Below are 16,680 nucleotides of genomic sequence, written 5' to 3' on the forward strand. Positions count from 1 at the left end.
GTCAGCCTTCTTCACCAGCCAGGTCCAGCCGGAGCCGAAGTTGTTGGCGGCCTTGTCGTTGAACTCTTTCTTGAAGTCTTCGAAAGACCCGAAGGCCTTCTCGATGGCGTCCTTGGCTGCGCCAGTCGGCTCACCGCCACCGTTCGGGCTCAGGCAGTGCCAGTAGAAGGTGTGGTTCCACACCTGGGCAGCGTTGTTGAACAGCGGGCCGCTGGAGCTCTTGATGATGTCTTCCAGGGACTTGTTGGCATTGTCAGTGCCTTCAACCAGGCCGTTCAGCTTGGTGACGTAGGTGTTGTGGTGCTTACCGTAATGGTACTCGAGGGTTTCCTGAGAGATGTGCGGTTCCAGTGCGTTTTTTTCGTAAGGCAGTGCGGAAAGTTCAAATGCCATGAGGTCGTTCTCCCTGTCTCTCTGTTTATGTGAGTGTACGTTGCTGCAATATAAGGGCGATTTGAGCTATATCAACCCTTTGGTGTCAAAGAACTTTTAAACTCTGGGCAGCCCGGAAGAAACTGCGCGCAGTTCCGGACTCGCCAGACCAGCTCCTCGTAGCTGTCAGCCAGGATGTTCACGTGACCCAGCTTGCGGCCCGGCCGTTCCCCTTTATTGTAGAGGTGAACGTGCGCGTAGGGCAGTTCCAGAATCCGCTCGATGTCGCCGTGCTCGCCAATGATATTGATCATACAGCTTAGACCACGGGGTGCGACATTTCCCAGCGGGTGGCCGCTGACGGCGCGGATGTGGTTCTCGAACTGGCTGGTCATGGCGCCTTCGATGGTCCAGTGGCCGGAGTTGTGCACCCGGGGCGCCATCTCGTTCGCCACCAGCCCGTCTTCGGTCTCGAACAGCTCAAGAGTCAATACGCCGACGTAGTCCAATTCGTTCAACAGTGCCCTGATGTAGCGCTCGGCATCTTCCTGGACATGCCTCTCCAGGCCGGGTGCCGGGGCGATGGAGTAGCGCAGGATGCCCTCGTGGTGGGTGTTCTCCGCCATCGGGTAGAAGGCCAGATCACCGTCTTCTGCGCGCACCGCGATGATGGAGACTTCGCGCTTGAAGTTGACGAACTTCTCGACGATCAGCCGCTGGTGGCCGATGCTTTCCCAGGCGCCTTCGGCTTCTTCGGGATCTTTCAGCACCGCCTGTCCCTTGCCGTCATAGCCTTCGGTAATGGATTTGGCGACCACGGGGCAGCCGAGTTCTTCGGCGGCGGCTTTCAGGGATTCGGCGCTGTCGGCGATCTTCCACTCGGGGGTGGGGATGCCAAGCTGGCCGAACAGGGTTTTCTCTGCTTCTCGGTTCTGGCACACCTGCAGGGCGCGCGGGCAGGGGTGGACCGGCTTTTCCTTGGCCAGTTTTTCGGCAACCTCGACCGGCAAGTGTTCGAATTCGTAGGTGACGCGGTCAACCCGGGACAGGAAGTCGTCCAGGTATTGGCCTTCCCGGTCGATGATGACTTCGCCAAGTCCGGCGCTGGGGCTGCCGGACATGTCGTAGAATACAAAGGTCTTGGCCAGCGGGTATCCGGCGAGGGCCAGCATGCGCCCGAGTTGGCCGGCGCCTAGTACACCAATTCTCATTTGTGTTCTCCTGCCATGGTTTGGCCGTTTAACGTTCTAATCCTGACTTCTGGACTTCTGGAGTATGAGCGGATTGGGGACCACTTTCCAAAACACGCTCCTTGCGGCACGTCCATGTGACGCTTGAGCTCCGCCATCCATGGCTCCGCACAGTTTTGGAAAGTGGTCCCCAACCCGCTCAGCAGACTACAGAGGAGCCTGAAGATTTTTCTCGATTTAAGGTTGGATAAACGACCAACCTCAATTATTTACTTCCGGACGGCATTCGCCAAAGGTCGGGGAAGCTTGTGAGGCCCTCTGTCCAAAACTGTTGAGGGCCAGGGACGGCCCGAAACAAGCGCACATGGACGTGCTCGTAGCGTGTTTTGGATAGAGGGCCTCACAAGCTTCTTCCCCCAAAACTATGCCTTACTGATCGCTTGGATCCGGATTATCGAGGACCGTTTGGGTCTGGGTCGAACGAAATTCTTCTACGGCCTTTCGGACATTATTATCGAACGTGCCGATGATTTGTGCTGCAAGCAGGCCGGCGTTGGTGGCTCCCGCTTTGCCGATGGCCAGGGTGCCGACGGCAATACCGCCGGGCATCTGGACGATGGAGAGCAGGGAGTCGAGGCCGTTCAGGGCTTTGGACTGGACTGGCACACCAAGCACGGGCAGGGCGGTCTGGGAGGCGACCATGCCCGGGAGGTGCGCGGCTCCGCCGGCGCCTGCGACGATGACTTTCAGGCCGCGGTCGGCGGCGGTTTTGGCGTAGTCAAAGAGAAGGTCCGGGGTGCGGTGGGCGGAGACGACTTTGGTTTCGTAGGGTACGCCGAGTTTTTCGAGCATGTTGGCGGCGTGTTCCATGGTGGGCCAGTCGGATTTGGAGCCCATGATGAGTCCTACAAGCGGCTGCATATGCAACATCCTGAGATAATTGGAAAGCCGGCCATTGTATGTTTTGGTTACTTGGCATGCAACTTGGCTGTTGGGGTGCATGGCACCGGCTGGACATTGAGGAAGGAGCCGGCCTCAGGGGTCTGATGAAAGCCTTCATCTGACCCCATCTTAAGGTCTGTCTCCGTGGTTGCCGCTAAAGAGGGGGTCAGAAGAAGGCTTTCTTCTGACCCCGACGCCATGCCACATTATCGGAGCTTCATTTCACCCTGTTCATAAGTGCATGTATTATCGGTCGTTGACCTGAAAAGCGTCGATAATTCAGACAGAGCGGTCCGGACATGCCTTGTTAACGATCCGGCCAATCGAATAACGAACAACCAGAACTCAGACCCAGGAGCAGTAATGGATTCCATCCGCCCAGATGACGACGAACTCCGAGCAGACGCGCCTATTGGCAGTAGTGACAGGAAAAGGCCTGCTCCGAAAAAGGCCGCTGCTGCGCCGGCTGCTCGTTCCGGTGGTTCGGGTGGGGCCGGGAAGCAGCCGGCTGGAAACGGTAATGGCAACGGAGGCAACGGCAAGGGCGGTCTGGCTGCTGTCTGGTTGCTGTTGATTGCGGTTGCGGTGGCTGCGGTTGCCGGTTGGTATTCCCAGAATCAGCGGATTCAGGCGTTGGAGTCGCAGCTGGAGGAGGCAGACTACTGGGCGCGGCAGAGTAAGTTGGCGTTGGCGCGGTTTGAGGGTGAGTTGTCGGAGACCGGGGAAAATCTGCAGGAGCGGGGGCAGTCGCTGGAGGAGCAGATTGCGGCGAACAAGTCGGGGCTTGAGGAGGCTTCCAGTGAGATCCGTAAGCTGTGGGTTGTGGCCAATGAGCGGAACAAGGCGCGGCTGGATGAGCACGAAGAGCAGTTGGCGACGCTGAAGTCGGCTCTGGAGGAGGAGAAGAAGGCGGTCGCGAGTCTGGAAACGACTCTGGAGGAAGCCCGGGCTTCTCTGTCTTCGGAGATTGCCTCGCTTGAGGAGCAGACGCAGACATCGATTGTTGCGCTGAAGGAAAACACCGCCCAGGCCTCGGAGCAGATTACCAAACTGAGCCAGCAGATGGCGGATGTGGATCAGGTGATCGAGAGCCGAATTCGCCGGTTCGAGCAGGAGCAGAAGTTGGGGATCAGTGGTATGGAGAGCCGGATTTCCGCCCTGGAGAAGAAGACCGATGGCGTAGCGGGCAGTTCCGAGGTGCGGTCACTACGTAACCAGTTGGCCTCGCTCAAGCAGACCGTGGATTCCATCGATTCGTCCCGGGCGCAGCTGACTTCTCGGCTGGTTCGGTTGTCGGATGAGGTCGACCGGCTGGAGGCCAGGATGTCCGGTCAGTGATTGGCCTTTTGAGCTTCCTTTAAATAGGGTGTTCGGCGCTTTGTAACAGTTTGTATTCATCCCTTGCGGTAGCTCTCATTTCTGGCGGGAGCCAGTTGTTATGATCAGGCAACTCGCAAAGGGATGAAGAGCAAGAACAATGAGCAAACGAACCCTCCTGGTGCTGTCGCTGCTGGTCTTTGGTTCCGGTTGTACGGTGTACCAGTCGATCGGCAAGAGCGTCGGGTCTTTCCTGCACCCGGTGTCCGGCCCCGATTTCGTCCACATCCCGGACGACCAGTGGGATCGGGATAACGCCCTTCTTTATTTCTACCGCACCCATTCCCAATGGGCGGCGGATGAGATCGAGGCGCCCAGCGTCTATATAGACGACCATCACTACTTCAACATCCGCAACGACAGCTACACCTGGCTCGAGGTGAGTCCCGGGGAGCGCCACATCGCCATGCGCCGGCCGCTGCTCGGGCTGGAGGGGCTGAATTCGTTCAGTCTCAGTCTGATTGCCGATGCCACGCTCCGTGTTAAGCCGGGGCAGATTTACTATCTGCGTTACAACGAGCTTTCGGAGCCTGAGCAGATCCATCCGGACCTGGATCCCGAGCATCCCCTGGCTGAGGGGGATCTTCAGCTGGTGACCCGCAGCTATGCCATGCAGGCCGGGGAGATCGTATCGACGCAGTTCCTGAACAGCGACTTGCTGGCGCCCAATCATGCCGCTACTTCGATCGTGGAGGTGAACGAGGATATCGACTATGAGCGCTCGCTGGCCGCGCTGGAGGAGGAGCGGGAGCGGGAGGTTGAGCGCCTCAAGGAGACGGGAAAATACGAATCCGCCCCCTGGTATTGGCCGTTCGGCGGCGGCCCGACCGTCCCTGTGGAGGCGGACCACAAGATTCGGAAGCTGGAACGGGATTATGCGGCGCTGGAGGAAGAACGGGAGCGTCGCGAAGCGGCGGAATCCGGAGGCTGGTGGTTTTTCTGAACATTGGCTGAATCGACAGGGCGCGGGAGCAGTTTCACAATTGTGAATGTCGGCACTGGTTACTACACTGCATTCAGCGAAATGAATCAGGAAGTCAGGAAGATGTCTTTGAAGGATCGATGGCAGGGCCGGCTGGAGAAGCTGGCCGATGAAGTGGTGCCCCGGGCCATGCAGGGGCTTGAGGATGTGCGCAGGCGGCTTGATGAGCTGAATTGCTCGCTGGCGAGCCGGTCCATCCCTGATGAGCGGCGCTCGCGGGTGAGCGAGCTGTCCCTGCGCCAGAAGGCCGAACAGGCGGGCCAGCGGCTGGTGGAAAAGAGGCCGAAAAACGGCTCCGGTAAATGACCGGTTTCTGATCAGGTTTTGGTTAAAAACCGCCCGATTTTGAATGGCTTGCAGATTTTTTCAGAAAATTTCCGGAAAAGGTTTGACACCGTCAGCGAAATGCTTAAAATGCGCGTCTCACTTGCTTGAGACAGCAAGGACTTGAAAGCCTCTCGAGGTTGGAAGTGGGTGGTTAGCTCAGCTGGGAGAGCATCGCCCTTACAAGGCGAGGGTCGCAGGTTCGATCCCTGCACCACCCACCACTTTCAGAGTCTTTCAAAGGCATCACCGGATCACCCCATCCGGTTTCAGGTTCAAGCCCACGGGCTGAATTGATGCGGAGCGGTAGTTCAGTTGGTTAGAATACCGGCCTGTCACGCCGGGGGTCGCGGGTTCGAGTCCCGTCCGCTCCGCCATTTTTTCCCGGGTGGTTAGCTCAGCTGGGAGAGCATCGCCCTTACAAGGCGAGGGTCGCAGGTTCGATCCCTGCACCACCCACCAGAATTCCGAAAAAGAGCCAGTCCGAAAGGATTGGCTCTTTTTTTTGTTCCAGGGGTCTGATGTTACTCAGGGGTCTGAAGAAAACCTTCTTCTGACCCCGACTTAGCGGCAGGTGGGGAGTCAGACGTCCCCTCAGGGGTCTGATGAACGCTTTCATCTGACCCCAAGTTAGCGTCAAACTCCGAGGTTGATCTGAAAATGGGGTCAGATGGAAAGCCGGAGGCTTTTCATCAGACCCCTGGGGCACATCGGACCTCTTGGGCAAAAAAGGGGTCAGAAGAAGGCGTTCTTCAGACCCCGTCCGCCATCTCACTTCCCAATCAACGACTGCCCGCAAACCCGCACAACATTCCCGTTCACGCCATTGGAGGCGGGGCTGCAATACCACGCGATCGCTTCAGCCACATCCACCGGCAACCCGCCCTGGGACAGGCTGTTCATGCGCCGGCCTGCCTCGCGGATGGTGATGGGCATCGCGGCGGTCATCTGGGTCTCGATGAAGCCGGGGGCGATGGCGTTGATGGTGATGCCGTTCTTCAGCTGTTTCGCCATGGCTTCTACATAGCCGATGACGCCGGACTTGGCGGTGGAGTAGTTGGTCTGGCCAAAGTTGCCGGCGATGCCACTGATGGAGGAGATGCACACGATTCGGCCGTTCTCCCGCAGCAGTTCCCGTTTCATCAGTTCCTCATCGATATGCTCTTCGGCGGAGAGGTTCACGGCGATAGTCATGTCCCAGAAGTGCTCGGGCATGTTACCCAGGGTCTTGTCCCGGGTGATGCCGGCGTTGTGGATCACCAGGTCGAGGCCGCCGAAATGCTCTTCGGCAAAGTCGGCAATCAGTTTCGGGGCATCCTTGTCGGTGATGTCACAGGCGAGGGCCTTGCCCTTGATGGCATGGGTTACCTTCTGCAGGTCTTCCATGGCGGGCGGGATGTCGAGGCCGATCACGGTGGCGCCGTCCCGGGCCAGGGTGCGGGCAATCGCTTCGCCGATGCCGCGGGAGGCGCCGGTCACCAGGGCGACTTTGCCCGTCAGTGGCGCCACCGGGTTGGTGGCTGGCGCTTCGGTGCTTTTGCCAATGTGCACCACCTGGCCATCCACATAGGCGGAGCGGGCGGAGAGGAAGAAGCGGACGCTGGAATCCAGTTGCTTTTCAGCGCCTGGAACCATCCGGATCAGGTTGGCCGTGGCCCCTTTCTTGCCGATTTCCTTGCCCACGGCACGGACAAAACCTTCCAAAGCCTGTTGGGCGGCGGCCTGGGGTGCCTTGCGGCAGCTGGCGGGGTTCATGCCGATCACCAGTACCCGACCGTTGCCGGCGAGCTTTTTGATGGTCGGGTGGAAGAAGTCGTAGACCGCACGCAGTTCTTCGGGGGTTTTGATGCCGGTGCCGTCGAATACAAGGGCGGAGAATTTCTGGTCGATGTCGCCGCCAATTGCCAGGGGCTTGGCCTTATTGCCGGCCTTGGCGGAATCGGTAAGTGTGTCGGGGCCGGAGGCATGGCGCAGGGTGGCGGCGCTTGTTGCGAGAATGCTGCCTACAGTGGCGATGGTCCGGGCACCGGACGCCGCGCCGATAAGTACGTCGCCTTCGATGAAGGGCTGGTCGGTACGCTTAAGGCGCTTCAAGGGCACGGGTGAGGGCAGGCCCAGGGTTTGGGCGGCGGATTTGCCGACAGGGGTGTTTACTATTCTGAGATAGAGGTCAGACATGGAGGCTTCCTTGTGGTTGCAATCAGTTTTCCGGATGCGAATCGTCCCATAGGGTAAAGAATCGGACAGTTTTTGGATTGACTCAATGCCTGTAAGGTGTTGTCAGGGGTGTCAATAAGGCATTTTGTTCTGCTGATGTGCTAGCTGCCCGGTTGCTGATTTCTGGTTCAGATGCAGGGGGCACAAGCGCTTGAGGACATTCTGAATGTCTATGGCAACCGATGTGAAAACCCTCGGAGCTGAAGGTCGGTATCTGGAGGGCAATACCGTGCCACATTGCTCCGAACGATGCGGTCGTACCGGCCAAGGTCGAAAACATTCGGGGGAGCCGGACTAGCTGGCTCCCCGAATGGTTTGGTCGCGCGATCAGGTGCAATGCTGGAGGAGTTCTAGCGCTGGAGCTCCTGGTACTGCCACATGTGTTGCATCATCCGCTGCATCACCTGCTGATTCTGTTCCATATGACGGACGCGGTTGTCTTCCTCGCCCTCAGCCGTAGACGAGGCCTGGTTCATCAGCTGCACGCTTTCCCGGATCTGGTCCCGATACTGAACCATCAGTTCCTGACGGCCCTCCTCATCCTGGGATTGTTGGATCCGGTCATGCAGTTGGTCCATGGTCTGGAGATGAATCCGCAACTGATCCTGAAGTTGGTCCTGATCCATGGTGCGATCCTGGTCCATCGTGCGATCACGGTCAGCCGTCCGGTCTCCGTCGCCGGACTGGCCACCCTGACCACTATCAGATCGGGCCAGCTGAACAGAATTTGCGGACTGCTCCTCTGCGGTAGCAGCCAGCGGTACCGACAGGCCGGTCAGTATGATCGCGGTGGCCAGAGCGCCACCCAATTGTTTGTGCAGGGCTTTTATTTTCATGGCTCTTTCCTTTTTCGAAGGGCAAAACATAGTTGTCTTTCCATTTGCCGGCTGGGCAGGCCGATACAGCGTGATCAGCCCTTCCCATCCCGGGAAAGCCAGGTTTTCGATGCTTATCTATGCGTACTGGTCTTTCTTGTGTATGCACATAACACCGTACTGCAGGGAAAGCTGCTGCATATACTGCGCCATGCGAAAAAGAAGGGTTTGATTACAAGAGTGACCGGCAGAATAGCAATGGTAGTCGCTGGTGGATTCCGGGCATTTGAGGTCGGGACAGACCAACAGTGTTAAATTTATCGACACAAGATCTGGTCAGCACGCTTCCACTTTCGCTTGTCCGTTCATGAGGAGTGGCCTGCGGGGCCACCAGTTAGGTCCTACAATGAGTAGTCAGCAGCGTCTGGGTTGACTCAATGCTTTTGGTTGGTTGTCAGGGGTGCCAATGAGCGGGCTGGCTGTGGCGTTAGACTGAGTTCCATTGATTCGGGCCTTGGGGGAGGGTGATTGGGGAGGCCTTTCCAAAACACGCTCCTGGCGGCACGTCCCTGTGACGCTTGGGCTCCGCCATCCATGGCTCCGCACAGTTTTGGAAAGGCCTCCCCAATCACCCCATACTGGGCTCATTCATTCGCTCGTCCTCATTTAACTCAGGTAACAAGACTATGGCACAGGCTCCGAAGCGTACACAGAGAAAGTCATCTGCTAAGAAGACCGATAACGGAATCCGCCGCGTTGCGGTGATCGGCGGCAACCGCATTCCCTTCGCGAAATCCAACACCGCCTACAGCAAGATCAGTAACCAGGAACTGCTGACCTCCGCACTCCGTGGACTGGTGGATCGTTTTGATCTTCAGGGCAAGCGCATGGGGGAGGTAGTCGCTGGTGCGGTAATCAAGCATTCGCGGGATTTCAATCTGACCCGGGAGTCGGTGCTCAGTTGTGGGCTGGCGCCGGAGACGTCGGCTTATGATATCCAGCAGGCTTGCGGTACCGGTCTGGAGGCGGCAATTCTGGTAGCCAATAAGATTGCACTGGGCCAGATCGAGTGCGGGATTGCCGGTGGTACCGATACCACCTCCGATGCGCCGATTGGTGTCGGTGAGGGGCTGCGGGAGATTTTGCTGGATCTCAATCGGGCGAAGACCGCCAAGGAGCGGCTGAAGATTCTGGCTCGGTTCCGGCCGGGGCATCTGGTGCCGGAGATTCCGGAGAATGGCGAGCCGCGAACCGGGATGTCCATGGGTGAGCATGCTCAGGTGACGGCGAAGGAGTGGGATATTGCCCGGGAAGATCAGGATCAGCTGGCCTGGGAGAGTCATCAGAAGCTTGCCAAGGCCTATGAGGAAGGCTTTTTCAGTGATCTGATCACACCACTGGCGGGGCTGGAGAAGGACAATATCCTGCGCCCGGATACCACCCTGGAGAAGCTGGCGACTCTGAAACCGGTATTTGACCGCGAGAATGGCACCATGACGGCTGCCAACAGCACGGCGCTCACGGATGGCGCCTCCTGTGTGCTGCTGGCCAGTGAAGAGTGGGCGAAGGAGAACAACCTGGAGGTGAAGGCCTGGTTGACGTTCTCGGAAGTGGCTGCGGTGGACTTCGTCGACAAGAAGGAAGGGCTGCTGATGGCGCCGGCCTATGCGGTGCCCCGGATGCTGGAGAAAGCGGGCCTGACGTTGCAGGATTTCGATTTCTACGAGATCCACGAGGCGTTTGCCGCGCAGGTGCTGTCCACCCTCAAGGCATGGGAAGATCCCGCTTTCTGCAAGGAGCGTTTGGGTCTGGACAAGCCGCTGGGCAGTATCGACCGGGATAAACTCAACGTGAAGGGCAGCAGCCTGGCCACCGGCCATCCGTTCGCTGCCACCGGCGGTCGGATCGTGGCCATGCTGGCCAAACTGCTGGAGCAAAAAGGCAGCGGCCGTGGCCTGATTTCGATCTGCGCCGCTGGCGGGCAAGGGGTTACGGCGATCCTGGAACGATAATTACGGGATAGTCGTAATATCCTTTGACAGGACCCAATCCAGACCGTATCATGCGCGCCACGTTGATCGGGGTTACCCCGAAAGACAACCAGTTTTGATGCGGGGTGGAGCAGTCTGGTAGCTCGTCGGGCTCCCAATCCCGCAAGAGCCGAAGGGAGTCTCGACCTTCGGCTTATGAGCCCGACCCATCGGCGGACTCAGTAGTTAAACCGAGATAAAAAGTTTGATGCGGGGTGGAGCAGTCTGGTAGCTCGTCGGGCTCATAACCCGAAGGTCGTTGGTTCGAATCCAGCCCCCGCTACCACTTAAGAAAAAGGCGGATCAGTCATGCTGATCCGCCTTTTTTGTGTTTGGGCAGCAGAAAGTTCCTGTCAAGTAATTATCCCGTGGCGGGTAACGACTTGTTTGGTGCCCGGGGGCAAAACGATCGCAAGTCGCTTTGCCCCCACAGCCGGCGGCCTTTGAATCTGGGCCAAACCGGCCCAAGTGTATACCATCAAAGGTCTGTTTTCGCTGCGTAAGACATCACCGGGAACCGCGGCGCATGGCCCCGTCGAAGAACGTGGCAAGCTCATCCGTGTCATTGAATGAGAGCACCTGCGAAACATAATGGTCCGGTCGCACTACGACAACGGCCCCGTTTCTGTCGATACCGCGTGTTTCGAAGATGTCGACCTCCGGGTCGATGGCGTAGACTTTTTCATAGTCGGTCACCTGGAATGGGCCCACTTTCGGCGTGAAAATGGCCGGGATTTTTGGGCCGAATTCGACCTCGCCGTGGGGCTGCTGGTAGATCACCTTGACGTCGAAGATGCTATCCAGGTCCGAGCCCTCAGGGGTGTACTTCACAACCGGCGACTCGGGTGAGCTGAACAGCCACTCCGCCCAGGCAGCCAAACGGGAATCCTCACCGGGGCGGGCCTTGTCGGCGAAGGCGTAGATCCGCCAACGGCCGTCGGCAGTGGCATGGTGACCCAGATGGGCATCATTGCCATCGCAAACCCGCATTACCCGCTCCGATTTGAACCGCTTGCCGACAGGGAAACCGGTGGCCAGGTCCTGGTGCTCTGTGGTACCCGTGATCATCGATGTCTCGTACTCGGTCATGAAACCAGCCGGAAATTCCGCGGTTTTGACATAGAAATCCGCCAGTTCTTTCGGATCCTCGAACTCCTCGGCGGGCTTGGCCATCAGGCTCGACCATTCCCGATCGAAGTCAATCAGGTTCTGCGCAACAACCTGGCGTTCGCTCGAATAGGTACTGAGCAGGGATTCGGGCGCGATGCCGGAGAGCACATGGGCCAGTTTCCAGGCGATGTTCCAGCCGTCCTGCATGGACACATTCATGCCCTGGCCGGCTTTGGCGCTGTGAGCGTGGCAGGCATCGCCGGTGATAAAGACCCGCGGAGTCCGGAAGTCTTCTTCACCGGGTGGGACGTCGTCGAACTTGTCGGTTACTCGGTGGCCAACCTCGTAGACGGTGTACCAGGCACAGTGCTTCACCTCCAGGGTATAGGGGTGCAGGATCTGGTTGGCCTTCTTGATGGTGGTCTCCAGGGTGGTCTGACGTATCTGGTGGTTGTCATCCTCGGGAACCTCCCCAAGGTCGACGTACATCCGGAACAGGTGACCGCCTTCGCGGGGAATGAGCAAAATACTGCCACCGGTTGATGACTGAATGGCACACTTGGTGCGGATATCCGGGAAGTCGGTGGTGGCCAGCACATCCATCACACCCCAGGCGTGATTCGACACCGCGCCGATATGCTTGCGGCCAATCGATTCACGAACGCGACTGTGCGCGCCATCGCAACCGATGACGTACTTGGCTTTCACTGTGCATTCCTGGCCTTCTTTATCGCCCTCGGTATGACGCAGTGTTACTTCGACGGGATATGTCTCGCCGTCGTGAACCGTCAGCCCCACGAATTCAAGGCCGTAGTCGGGGGTCAGACGGGCGGGGGCGTTTTTTGCGAACTCGGCGAAGTAATCGAGGACCCTGGCCTGGTTGACGATCAGATGGGGAAACTCGCTAATTTTACCGCCGGGGTCATCCAACGCCACCGAGGAGCGGGCGATGTGCTCAGGGTTATCGGCATCGGGAGCCCAAAAGGCCATTTCGGTAATACGGTAGGCCTCCTCGGTGATTCTTCCGGCAAAACCGAAGGCCTGGAATGTCTCGACACTGCGCGCCTGGATGCCGTCAGCCTGGCCGATTTCCAGGCGTCCGGCTCGTCGTTCAACAATACGGGTCGTGATGTTCGGGAATTTCGCCAGTTGAGCTGCGGCGATCATGCCGGCAGGCCCGCTGCCGACGATTAACACATCTACAGCATCCGGCAGCGTCTCGGGGCGATCAATGCCCGTGCCTGATGCTTCCTCGACTCTCGGGTCGGTGGATACGTATCCGTGATGGTGAAACTGCATTGTGACTTCTCCTTTTTGTTTTCTGGGGCCGGTTTTCGTCTTTATGTGATCATCTGCCGTGTTAGTCTCCAGTGCTCATCCTCAGATGCGACTTGACCCTGGAGCAAAGGATTCGGTGACTGAGGCTTGTGGCGCAGGAACCTTGTCGCCGCTGACCTGGGATACCGGAAATACGGCATTAATCTGGCCAGTCCCCGAGCTGCCGAAGTAGGGTGTCAGTATTTCCGCCTTTTGATCGTACTCGGACCAGCCCAGTGCACCGAGCAACATGGCGGTGTCGTGCATAAAGCCTTCACCGTGGCCTTTCACAGCGTATTCAGGAAGCATTTCGCAGAAGTCGTCCCACTCTGCGTTTTCCCACATCCGGACCACCTCATGATCCAGGCGTTCCAGGAACGGAGACCAGGTCTTGGTAGCAAACTTCGGTGCCTGACCGTTCTGGGCAAAGCGATGAGACAGCGAGCCACTGGCAAAAATTGCCACGGTGCCATCGTAGTGCTCTTCGATGGCCTTGCGCATTGCCCAGCCCAGACGGGCACTGTCGTTCAGGTAGTGCGCGGTACACATTGCGGAGACCGAAATTACCTTGAAGTGACGGTCTTCGTTCATGTAGCGCATCGGTACCAGAGTGCCGTACTCAGGATCGAGGGAGGTTTTGTCATGCGCCAGGGTCTCCACGCCCTGGGCATTGCATTCGGCGGCCAGCAGTTTGCCCAGTTCAGGATTCCCGTCGTACTCAAATTCCATATTGGAGATGAAGTGAGGTAGTTCACCGCTGGTGTAATTGCCTTTGAAGTGGGCGCCGCAGTTGATGTGGTAGCTGGCGTTCACGAGCCAATGGGTATCGAATACGACAATGGTATCCACGCCCAGCTCACGGCAGCGCCGGCCGATCTCGATATGACCGTCGATGGCCGGTTGGCGAAAGCCCTTCTGCGGACCGTCCAGCTCGGACAGGTACATGGATGGTACATGCGTGATCTTGGCGGCAAGCGCGAGTTTTCCCATGACAGTTTCCTTTTGTTGTTCAGATTTGCAGGTACATTGGGTGACAAGGTGCCTTATTTTTTGACTTTGATTGGCAGCGCCTGGTTCCAGTTTCTATAACTCAATTATTCCCGGCTCCTCTTTGACAGGAAATGCAGTATTCACGTTAAAAATTGCACTTTTCGGTTATCTTGCAATGGCACCATGATGTCTCCTCAGGCTTCTGCTTGCTGGCACCGCTGGCGACTTACCGCGTAAAAGTGAGCGGCGAGGGCGGCTACGGGTGCCAGACAGATACAGGCCGCGATCGGGAGCACGCCTTGACCGAGCAGCAACGGCATTAGCTGGGCAATCACTGCACCCGTCAACAGTTGGATGAACCCCATCAGCCCGGAGGCGGTAGCCGCCGATGTCGGCGAGCAACTGATCGCAGCCGACTGGGCATTGGGCTGACTGAGCCCCCGACCGAAGGTGACCAACGCCATCGGCAGGAACAGGGTGGCATAGGTCAGTACGCTAACGAGCGCGAAAGCGAGGAGCGTCAGTGCGCCAGCCAGCGAGAGAATATTGCCAAACAACACTGCCTGATCGGAACTCGCGCGTCTGGCCAACCGCGTCGACACGAAACTGCCAGACATGAATGCAAGTGAAACCGCCAGGAACCAGGTGCCGAACAAGGCAGAGTTACCACCCAGGCGGTCGACGATGTAGGGAGCGGTGCCAACGAATATGTAGAATGCAGCGGCGATGAAGGTGGTGGAAAGTGTGTAGCCAATATACCCCCCCGAGCTGAAAACACCTGCGTAACGCTGAATGACAAGCCTCAGTCGCAGGCTGTCAGTTTTATCGCGGCAGGTTTCCGGCAGCTGCAGTGCGGCCACCAATAGCGCGACAGCGCCCATGCCCAGGGACACATAGAAAATGGAATGCCACCCCGCCCAGAGGTTCAGGTAGCCGCCGAGGGTCGGAGCGATTGTCTGGGCGATAGCGATCGCCATGACAACATAGCCCATGCGGCTGGCGGCCCCCTCGCGACCATAAATGTCGATGATGATCGTGCGCGCCAGTACCATCGCAGCACTACCACCGAGCGCTTGTAGCACACGGCCGGCGATCAATAGCGTGACATCGGGTGCAAGGGCTGCCAGCAGGCTCCCCAGGGTGTGCAGGACCAGTCCTCCGAGCAGGATTGGACGGCGGCCGAAGTGGTCGGCCAGCGGACCGGAGAGTAATTGGCCGAACGCCAGTGTAAACAGGTAAGCCGTAAAACTCAGCTGGATCACCCCGACCTCGGTCCTGAGGTCTCGCACAGCATCCGGCATCGCCGGCACGAACAGATTGAGCGCCAACGGACTTGCCATGGCGATCATTGTCATCAGGACGACGGAGGGTGTGCGTACCGGGGTGTCGGCTGTCATTTTCGATGCTGTCCAAGTATGGATCGCGGACGGCCCGTAGAGAGGGCTTGTCATTGCCTATTTGTTAACATATTAACTAATAATTTAGTTAATATGTTATCTAATGTCAACGTGTCCAGGTCCGGGAGAACAGCGCTCCATGAGAGCTTTTCAGGGCTTCACATTGCAGAGCTTATTCAGCAACTCTTCCAGTGTTTTCATGTCTTCGTGGGAGAAACGGTCGGTCATCTCCTGATAGCGAGCCTCAAGTCGGGGGCTCATTTGGGCGAACATGGTCTTGGCCTTGTCCGTCAGGCTGATCAGGATTCGGCGCTGATCTTCTGGGGATTTCCGACGTTTGATGTAACCCTGTTGTTCCAGACGATTGATGATTCCCGTGAGACTCGGGCTGAGTATGCAGCACAGTTCGGCCAGTTGTTTTGATTCCAGTTCCTCGAATTCATTGAGCGCCCGAATAACACGCCATTGCTGTTCGGTAAGGGGGATTTCCTGAAGGAGGGGGCGGAAAAAGGCCATGGCAGCCTCCCGGGCCTTGAGCAGCCGGAGGGGGAGCGAGTCATTAAACTTGCGCATGAATTGGATTACCTTGGTCGTCCGGTCTCTGAGAATTCGCTTGATAGTTGCGAAAAGGCGAAGTGAGTCATTTTATTAATGTATTAACGAATGTCTACCGTGTTCCGCGAACCGCTGTGCGCTTACGGAATTGCTGGGTGGTCATCCCGGTATGTTTTTTGAAGAAGCGCGAGAAGTAGGCGGGATCTGAAAAGCCAAGTTGGTAGCAAATCTCGTTGCTTGAAAGGTTGCTGAATATAAGCAGGCGCTTGCTTTCCTGAATCATCCGGTCGTGAATCAGCTTTTTTGGGGATCTGTTGGCAATGCGCTGACAGGTCTGGTTCAACCGACTTTCCGATATGGCCATTTCCGTGCTGTACCGAGGCAGATGCCACTGCTCCCGGAAGTGTTTCTCGATCATATCGGTAAAACAACGGAATAGCCTCAAGTCCTCGCTGTTGACAGTTCTGCTGGCGGACCGTTTGAAAGAGAGCCTGGTCAGGCGGATCAGTAACAGCCGGACGAGGCTCTTGAGTGCCAGCTCCTTTCCCATCTGATTGGTGGACCATTCCAGATGAATATCCTCAAGGATGCCAGCGAGTAGTGTCCACTGGGTTTTTTGTGCTCTGGATAGCCGGTCCCGCTCCAGGCAGATACCTTCAATAAGGCTGGTATCAATGTCGGTCCCGACATTGTCCTGCATCAGTTGCCACACAAGGGACTGGTGAATCGTCAGTACGTGTCCCCGGGCGTTGGGGTCCGTGCGGAAGGAATGGGGAACGGACGCCGGCGTAAAAAAACAGCAGGGCCCCTGTACATGGTAGACCTTATCATCGATGTGGAAATCGATGGTGCCCCGATCGATATAGTGGATCTGGACATACTGGGCATGCCGGTGCACCGGCATTTCGCGACCATAGAAATCAGCCAGGTTTTCCAGAACATCATAATGTATGGGCGCATCGAGATAGCGTCGGTCGTAATCCTGCCCAATGATGATGTTGGGAATCCATTCGGTGTGATTGGCTTCGCTCATAGCGCGAATATATCAAAAGTTGGAAAGGG

The 16,680-nt window shown here is 57.5% G+C and carries 14 protein-coding genes and 4 tRNA genes; 8 read left to right on the top strand and 10 right to left on the bottom strand.

Annotated elements, in window-relative coordinates:
* The 3 genes from ACESMW_RS00005 to purE form a co-directional block, all read right to left on the bottom strand.
* Positions 1-393, bottom strand: a 393-nt coding sequence (locus ACESMW_RS00005; RefSeq protein WP_372985048.1) for a Fe-Mn family superoxide dismutase, incomplete at its 3' end; no start/stop codon positions are given.
* 71 nt (positions 394-464) lie between these two features.
* Entirely contained in the window at positions 465-1,583 is a 1,119-nt protein-coding gene (locus tag ACESMW_RS00010) for a 5-(carboxyamino)imidazole ribonucleotide synthase (RefSeq protein WP_372985049.1), read from the bottom strand.
* 408 nt (positions 1,584-1,991) lie between these two features.
* Positions 1,992-2,483, bottom strand: coding sequence for a 5-(carboxyamino)imidazole ribonucleotide mutase (gene purE / locus ACESMW_RS00015; protein WP_372985050.1), 492 nt, complete (start codon positions 2,481-2,483; stop codon positions 1,992-1,994).
* Between the two features lie 384 nt (positions 2,484-2,867).
* On the opposite strand from purE, the gene ACESMW_RS00020 reads away from it, so the two are divergent.
* The 6 genes from ACESMW_RS00020 (at position 2,868) to ACESMW_RS00045 (ending at position 5,649) form a co-directional block, all read left to right on the top strand.
* Positions 2,868-3,842 (top strand): hypothetical protein, encoded by a 975-nt coding sequence (locus tag ACESMW_RS00020; protein ID WP_372985051.1) that lies wholly within the window; start codon positions 2,868-2,870, stop codon positions 3,840-3,842.
* Between the two features lie 139 nt (positions 3,843-3,981).
* The gene (locus ACESMW_RS00025) at positions 3,982-4,824 is read left to right on the top strand and encodes a DUF2846 domain-containing protein (RefSeq protein ID WP_372985052.1); all 843 of its coding nucleotides are present in this window, start codon (positions 3,982-3,984) and stop codon (positions 4,822-4,824) included.
* Between the two features lie 102 nt (positions 4,825-4,926).
* Entirely contained in the window at positions 4,927-5,169 is a 243-nt protein-coding gene (locus ACESMW_RS00030; protein WP_372985053.1) for a hypothetical protein, read from the top strand.
* A 166-nt stretch (positions 5,170-5,335) separates the two neighbouring features.
* A tRNA-Val gene (locus tag ACESMW_RS00035) sits at positions 5,336-5,411 on the top strand.
* Positions 5,412-5,487: 76 nt separating this feature from the next.
* Positions 5,488-5,564, top strand: a tRNA-Asp gene (locus ACESMW_RS00040).
* Positions 5,565-5,573: 9 nt separating this feature from the next.
* Positions 5,574-5,649: transfer RNA gene (locus ACESMW_RS00045), tRNA-Val, on the top strand.
* Positions 5,650-5,958: 309 nt separating this feature from the next.
* On the opposite strand, the gene ACESMW_RS00050 is transcribed toward ACESMW_RS00045, so the two are convergent.
* The gene (locus tag ACESMW_RS00050; protein ID WP_372985054.1) at positions 5,959-7,365 is read right to left on the bottom strand and encodes a 3-oxoacyl-ACP reductase; all 1,407 of its coding nucleotides are present in this window, start codon (positions 7,363-7,365) and stop codon (positions 5,959-5,961) included.
* 389 nt (positions 7,366-7,754) lie between these two features.
* On the bottom strand, positions 7,755-8,240 hold the full coding sequence (locus ACESMW_RS00055) for a hypothetical protein (RefSeq protein ID WP_372985055.1): 486 nt from the start codon (positions 8,238-8,240) through the stop codon (positions 7,755-7,757).
* Between the two features lie 665 nt (positions 8,241-8,905).
* Between ACESMW_RS00055 and ACESMW_RS00060 the strand changes: the two genes are divergently transcribed.
* Positions 8,906-10,231 carry an acetyl-CoA C-acetyltransferase gene (locus tag ACESMW_RS00060; protein WP_372985056.1) on the top strand — a complete coding sequence of 442 codons (1,326 nt, stop codon included), beginning with the start codon at positions 8,906-8,908 and terminating at the stop codon, positions 10,229-10,231.
* Between the two features lie 227 nt (positions 10,232-10,458).
* A tRNA-Met gene (locus ACESMW_RS00065) sits at positions 10,459-10,535 on the top strand.
* 221 nt (positions 10,536-10,756) lie between these two features.
* Here the strand turns inward: ACESMW_RS00065 and ACESMW_RS00070 are convergent.
* The 5 genes from ACESMW_RS00070 to hpaA all read right to left on the bottom strand — a co-directional run bounded on the left by ACESMW_RS00070 (position 10,757) and on the right by hpaA (position 16,651).
* Complete coding sequence (locus tag ACESMW_RS00070) at positions 10,757-12,658, bottom strand: FAD-binding monooxygenase (protein ID WP_372985057.1); 1,902 nt, start codon at positions 12,656-12,658, stop codon at positions 10,757-10,759.
* 81 nt (positions 12,659-12,739) lie between these two features.
* Positions 12,740-13,666, bottom strand: a complete 927-nt coding sequence (gene hpaD, locus ACESMW_RS00075; RefSeq protein ID WP_092000476.1) for a 3,4-dihydroxyphenylacetate 2,3-dioxygenase — start codon at positions 13,664-13,666, stop codon at positions 12,740-12,742.
* A 194-nt stretch (positions 13,667-13,860) separates the two neighbouring features.
* Positions 13,861-15,063, bottom strand: coding sequence for a multidrug effflux MFS transporter (locus ACESMW_RS00080; protein ID WP_372985058.1), 1,203 nt, complete (start codon positions 15,061-15,063; stop codon positions 13,861-13,863).
* 150 nt (positions 15,064-15,213) lie between these two features.
* On the bottom strand, positions 15,214-15,636 hold the full coding sequence (hpaR, locus tag ACESMW_RS00085) for a homoprotocatechuate degradation operon regulator HpaR (protein WP_092000466.1): 423 nt from the start codon (positions 15,634-15,636) through the stop codon (positions 15,214-15,216).
* Between the two features lie 94 nt (positions 15,637-15,730).
* Complete coding sequence (gene hpaA / locus ACESMW_RS00090; RefSeq protein WP_372985059.1) at positions 15,731-16,651, bottom strand: 4-hydroxyphenylacetate catabolism regulatory protein HpaA; 921 nt, start codon at positions 16,649-16,651, stop codon at positions 15,731-15,733.
* Between the last annotated feature and the right edge of the window lie 29 nt (positions 16,652-16,680).

This window comes from Marinobacter sp. (assembly GCF_041690455.1).
Taxonomy (GTDB): domain Bacteria; phylum Pseudomonadota; class Gammaproteobacteria; order Pseudomonadales; family Oleiphilaceae; genus Marinobacter.

Excerpts from the sequence above, each read along its gene's own strand:
- ACESMW_RS00010 (WP_372985049.1), bottom strand. The coding sequence starts at position 1,583 with ATGAGAATTGGTGTACTAGGCGCCGGCCAACTCGGGCGCATGCTGGCC.
- purE (WP_372985050.1), bottom strand. The coding sequence starts at position 2,483 with ATGCAGCCGCTTGTAGGACTCATCATGGGCTCCAAATCCGACTGGCCC.
- ACESMW_RS00020 (WP_372985051.1), top strand. The coding sequence starts at position 2,868 with ATGGATTCCATCCGCCCAGATGACGACGAACTCCGAGCAGACGCGCCT.
- ACESMW_RS00025 (WP_372985052.1), top strand. The coding sequence starts at position 3,982 with ATGAGCAAACGAACCCTCCTGGTGCTGTCGCTGCTGGTCTTTGGTTCC.
- ACESMW_RS00030 (WP_372985053.1), top strand. The coding sequence starts at position 4,927 with ATGTCTTTGAAGGATCGATGGCAGGGCCGGCTGGAGAAGCTGGCCGAT.
- ACESMW_RS00050 (WP_372985054.1), bottom strand. The coding sequence starts at position 7,365 with ATGTCTGACCTCTATCTCAGAATAGTAAACACCCCTGTCGGCAAATCC.
- ACESMW_RS00055 (WP_372985055.1), bottom strand. The coding sequence starts at position 8,240 with ATGAAAATAAAAGCCCTGCACAAACAATTGGGTGGCGCTCTGGCCACC.
- ACESMW_RS00060 (WP_372985056.1), top strand. The coding sequence starts at position 8,906 with ATGGCACAGGCTCCGAAGCGTACACAGAGAAAGTCATCTGCTAAGAAG.
- ACESMW_RS00070 (WP_372985057.1), bottom strand. The coding sequence starts at position 12,658 with ATGCAGTTTCACCATCACGGATACGTATCCACCGACCCGAGAGTCGAG.
- hpaD (WP_092000476.1), bottom strand. The coding sequence starts at position 13,666 with ATGGGAAAACTCGCGCTTGCCGCCAAGATCACGCATGTACCATCCATG.
- ACESMW_RS00080 (WP_372985058.1), bottom strand. The coding sequence starts at position 15,063 with ATGACAGCCGACACCCCGGTACGCACACCCTCCGTCGTCCTGATGACA.
- hpaR (WP_092000466.1), bottom strand. The coding sequence starts at position 15,636 with ATGCGCAAGTTTAATGACTCGCTCCCCCTCCGGCTGCTCAAGGCCCGG.
- hpaA (WP_372985059.1), bottom strand. The coding sequence starts at position 16,651 with ATGAGCGAAGCCAATCACACCGAATGGATTCCCAACATCATCATTGGG.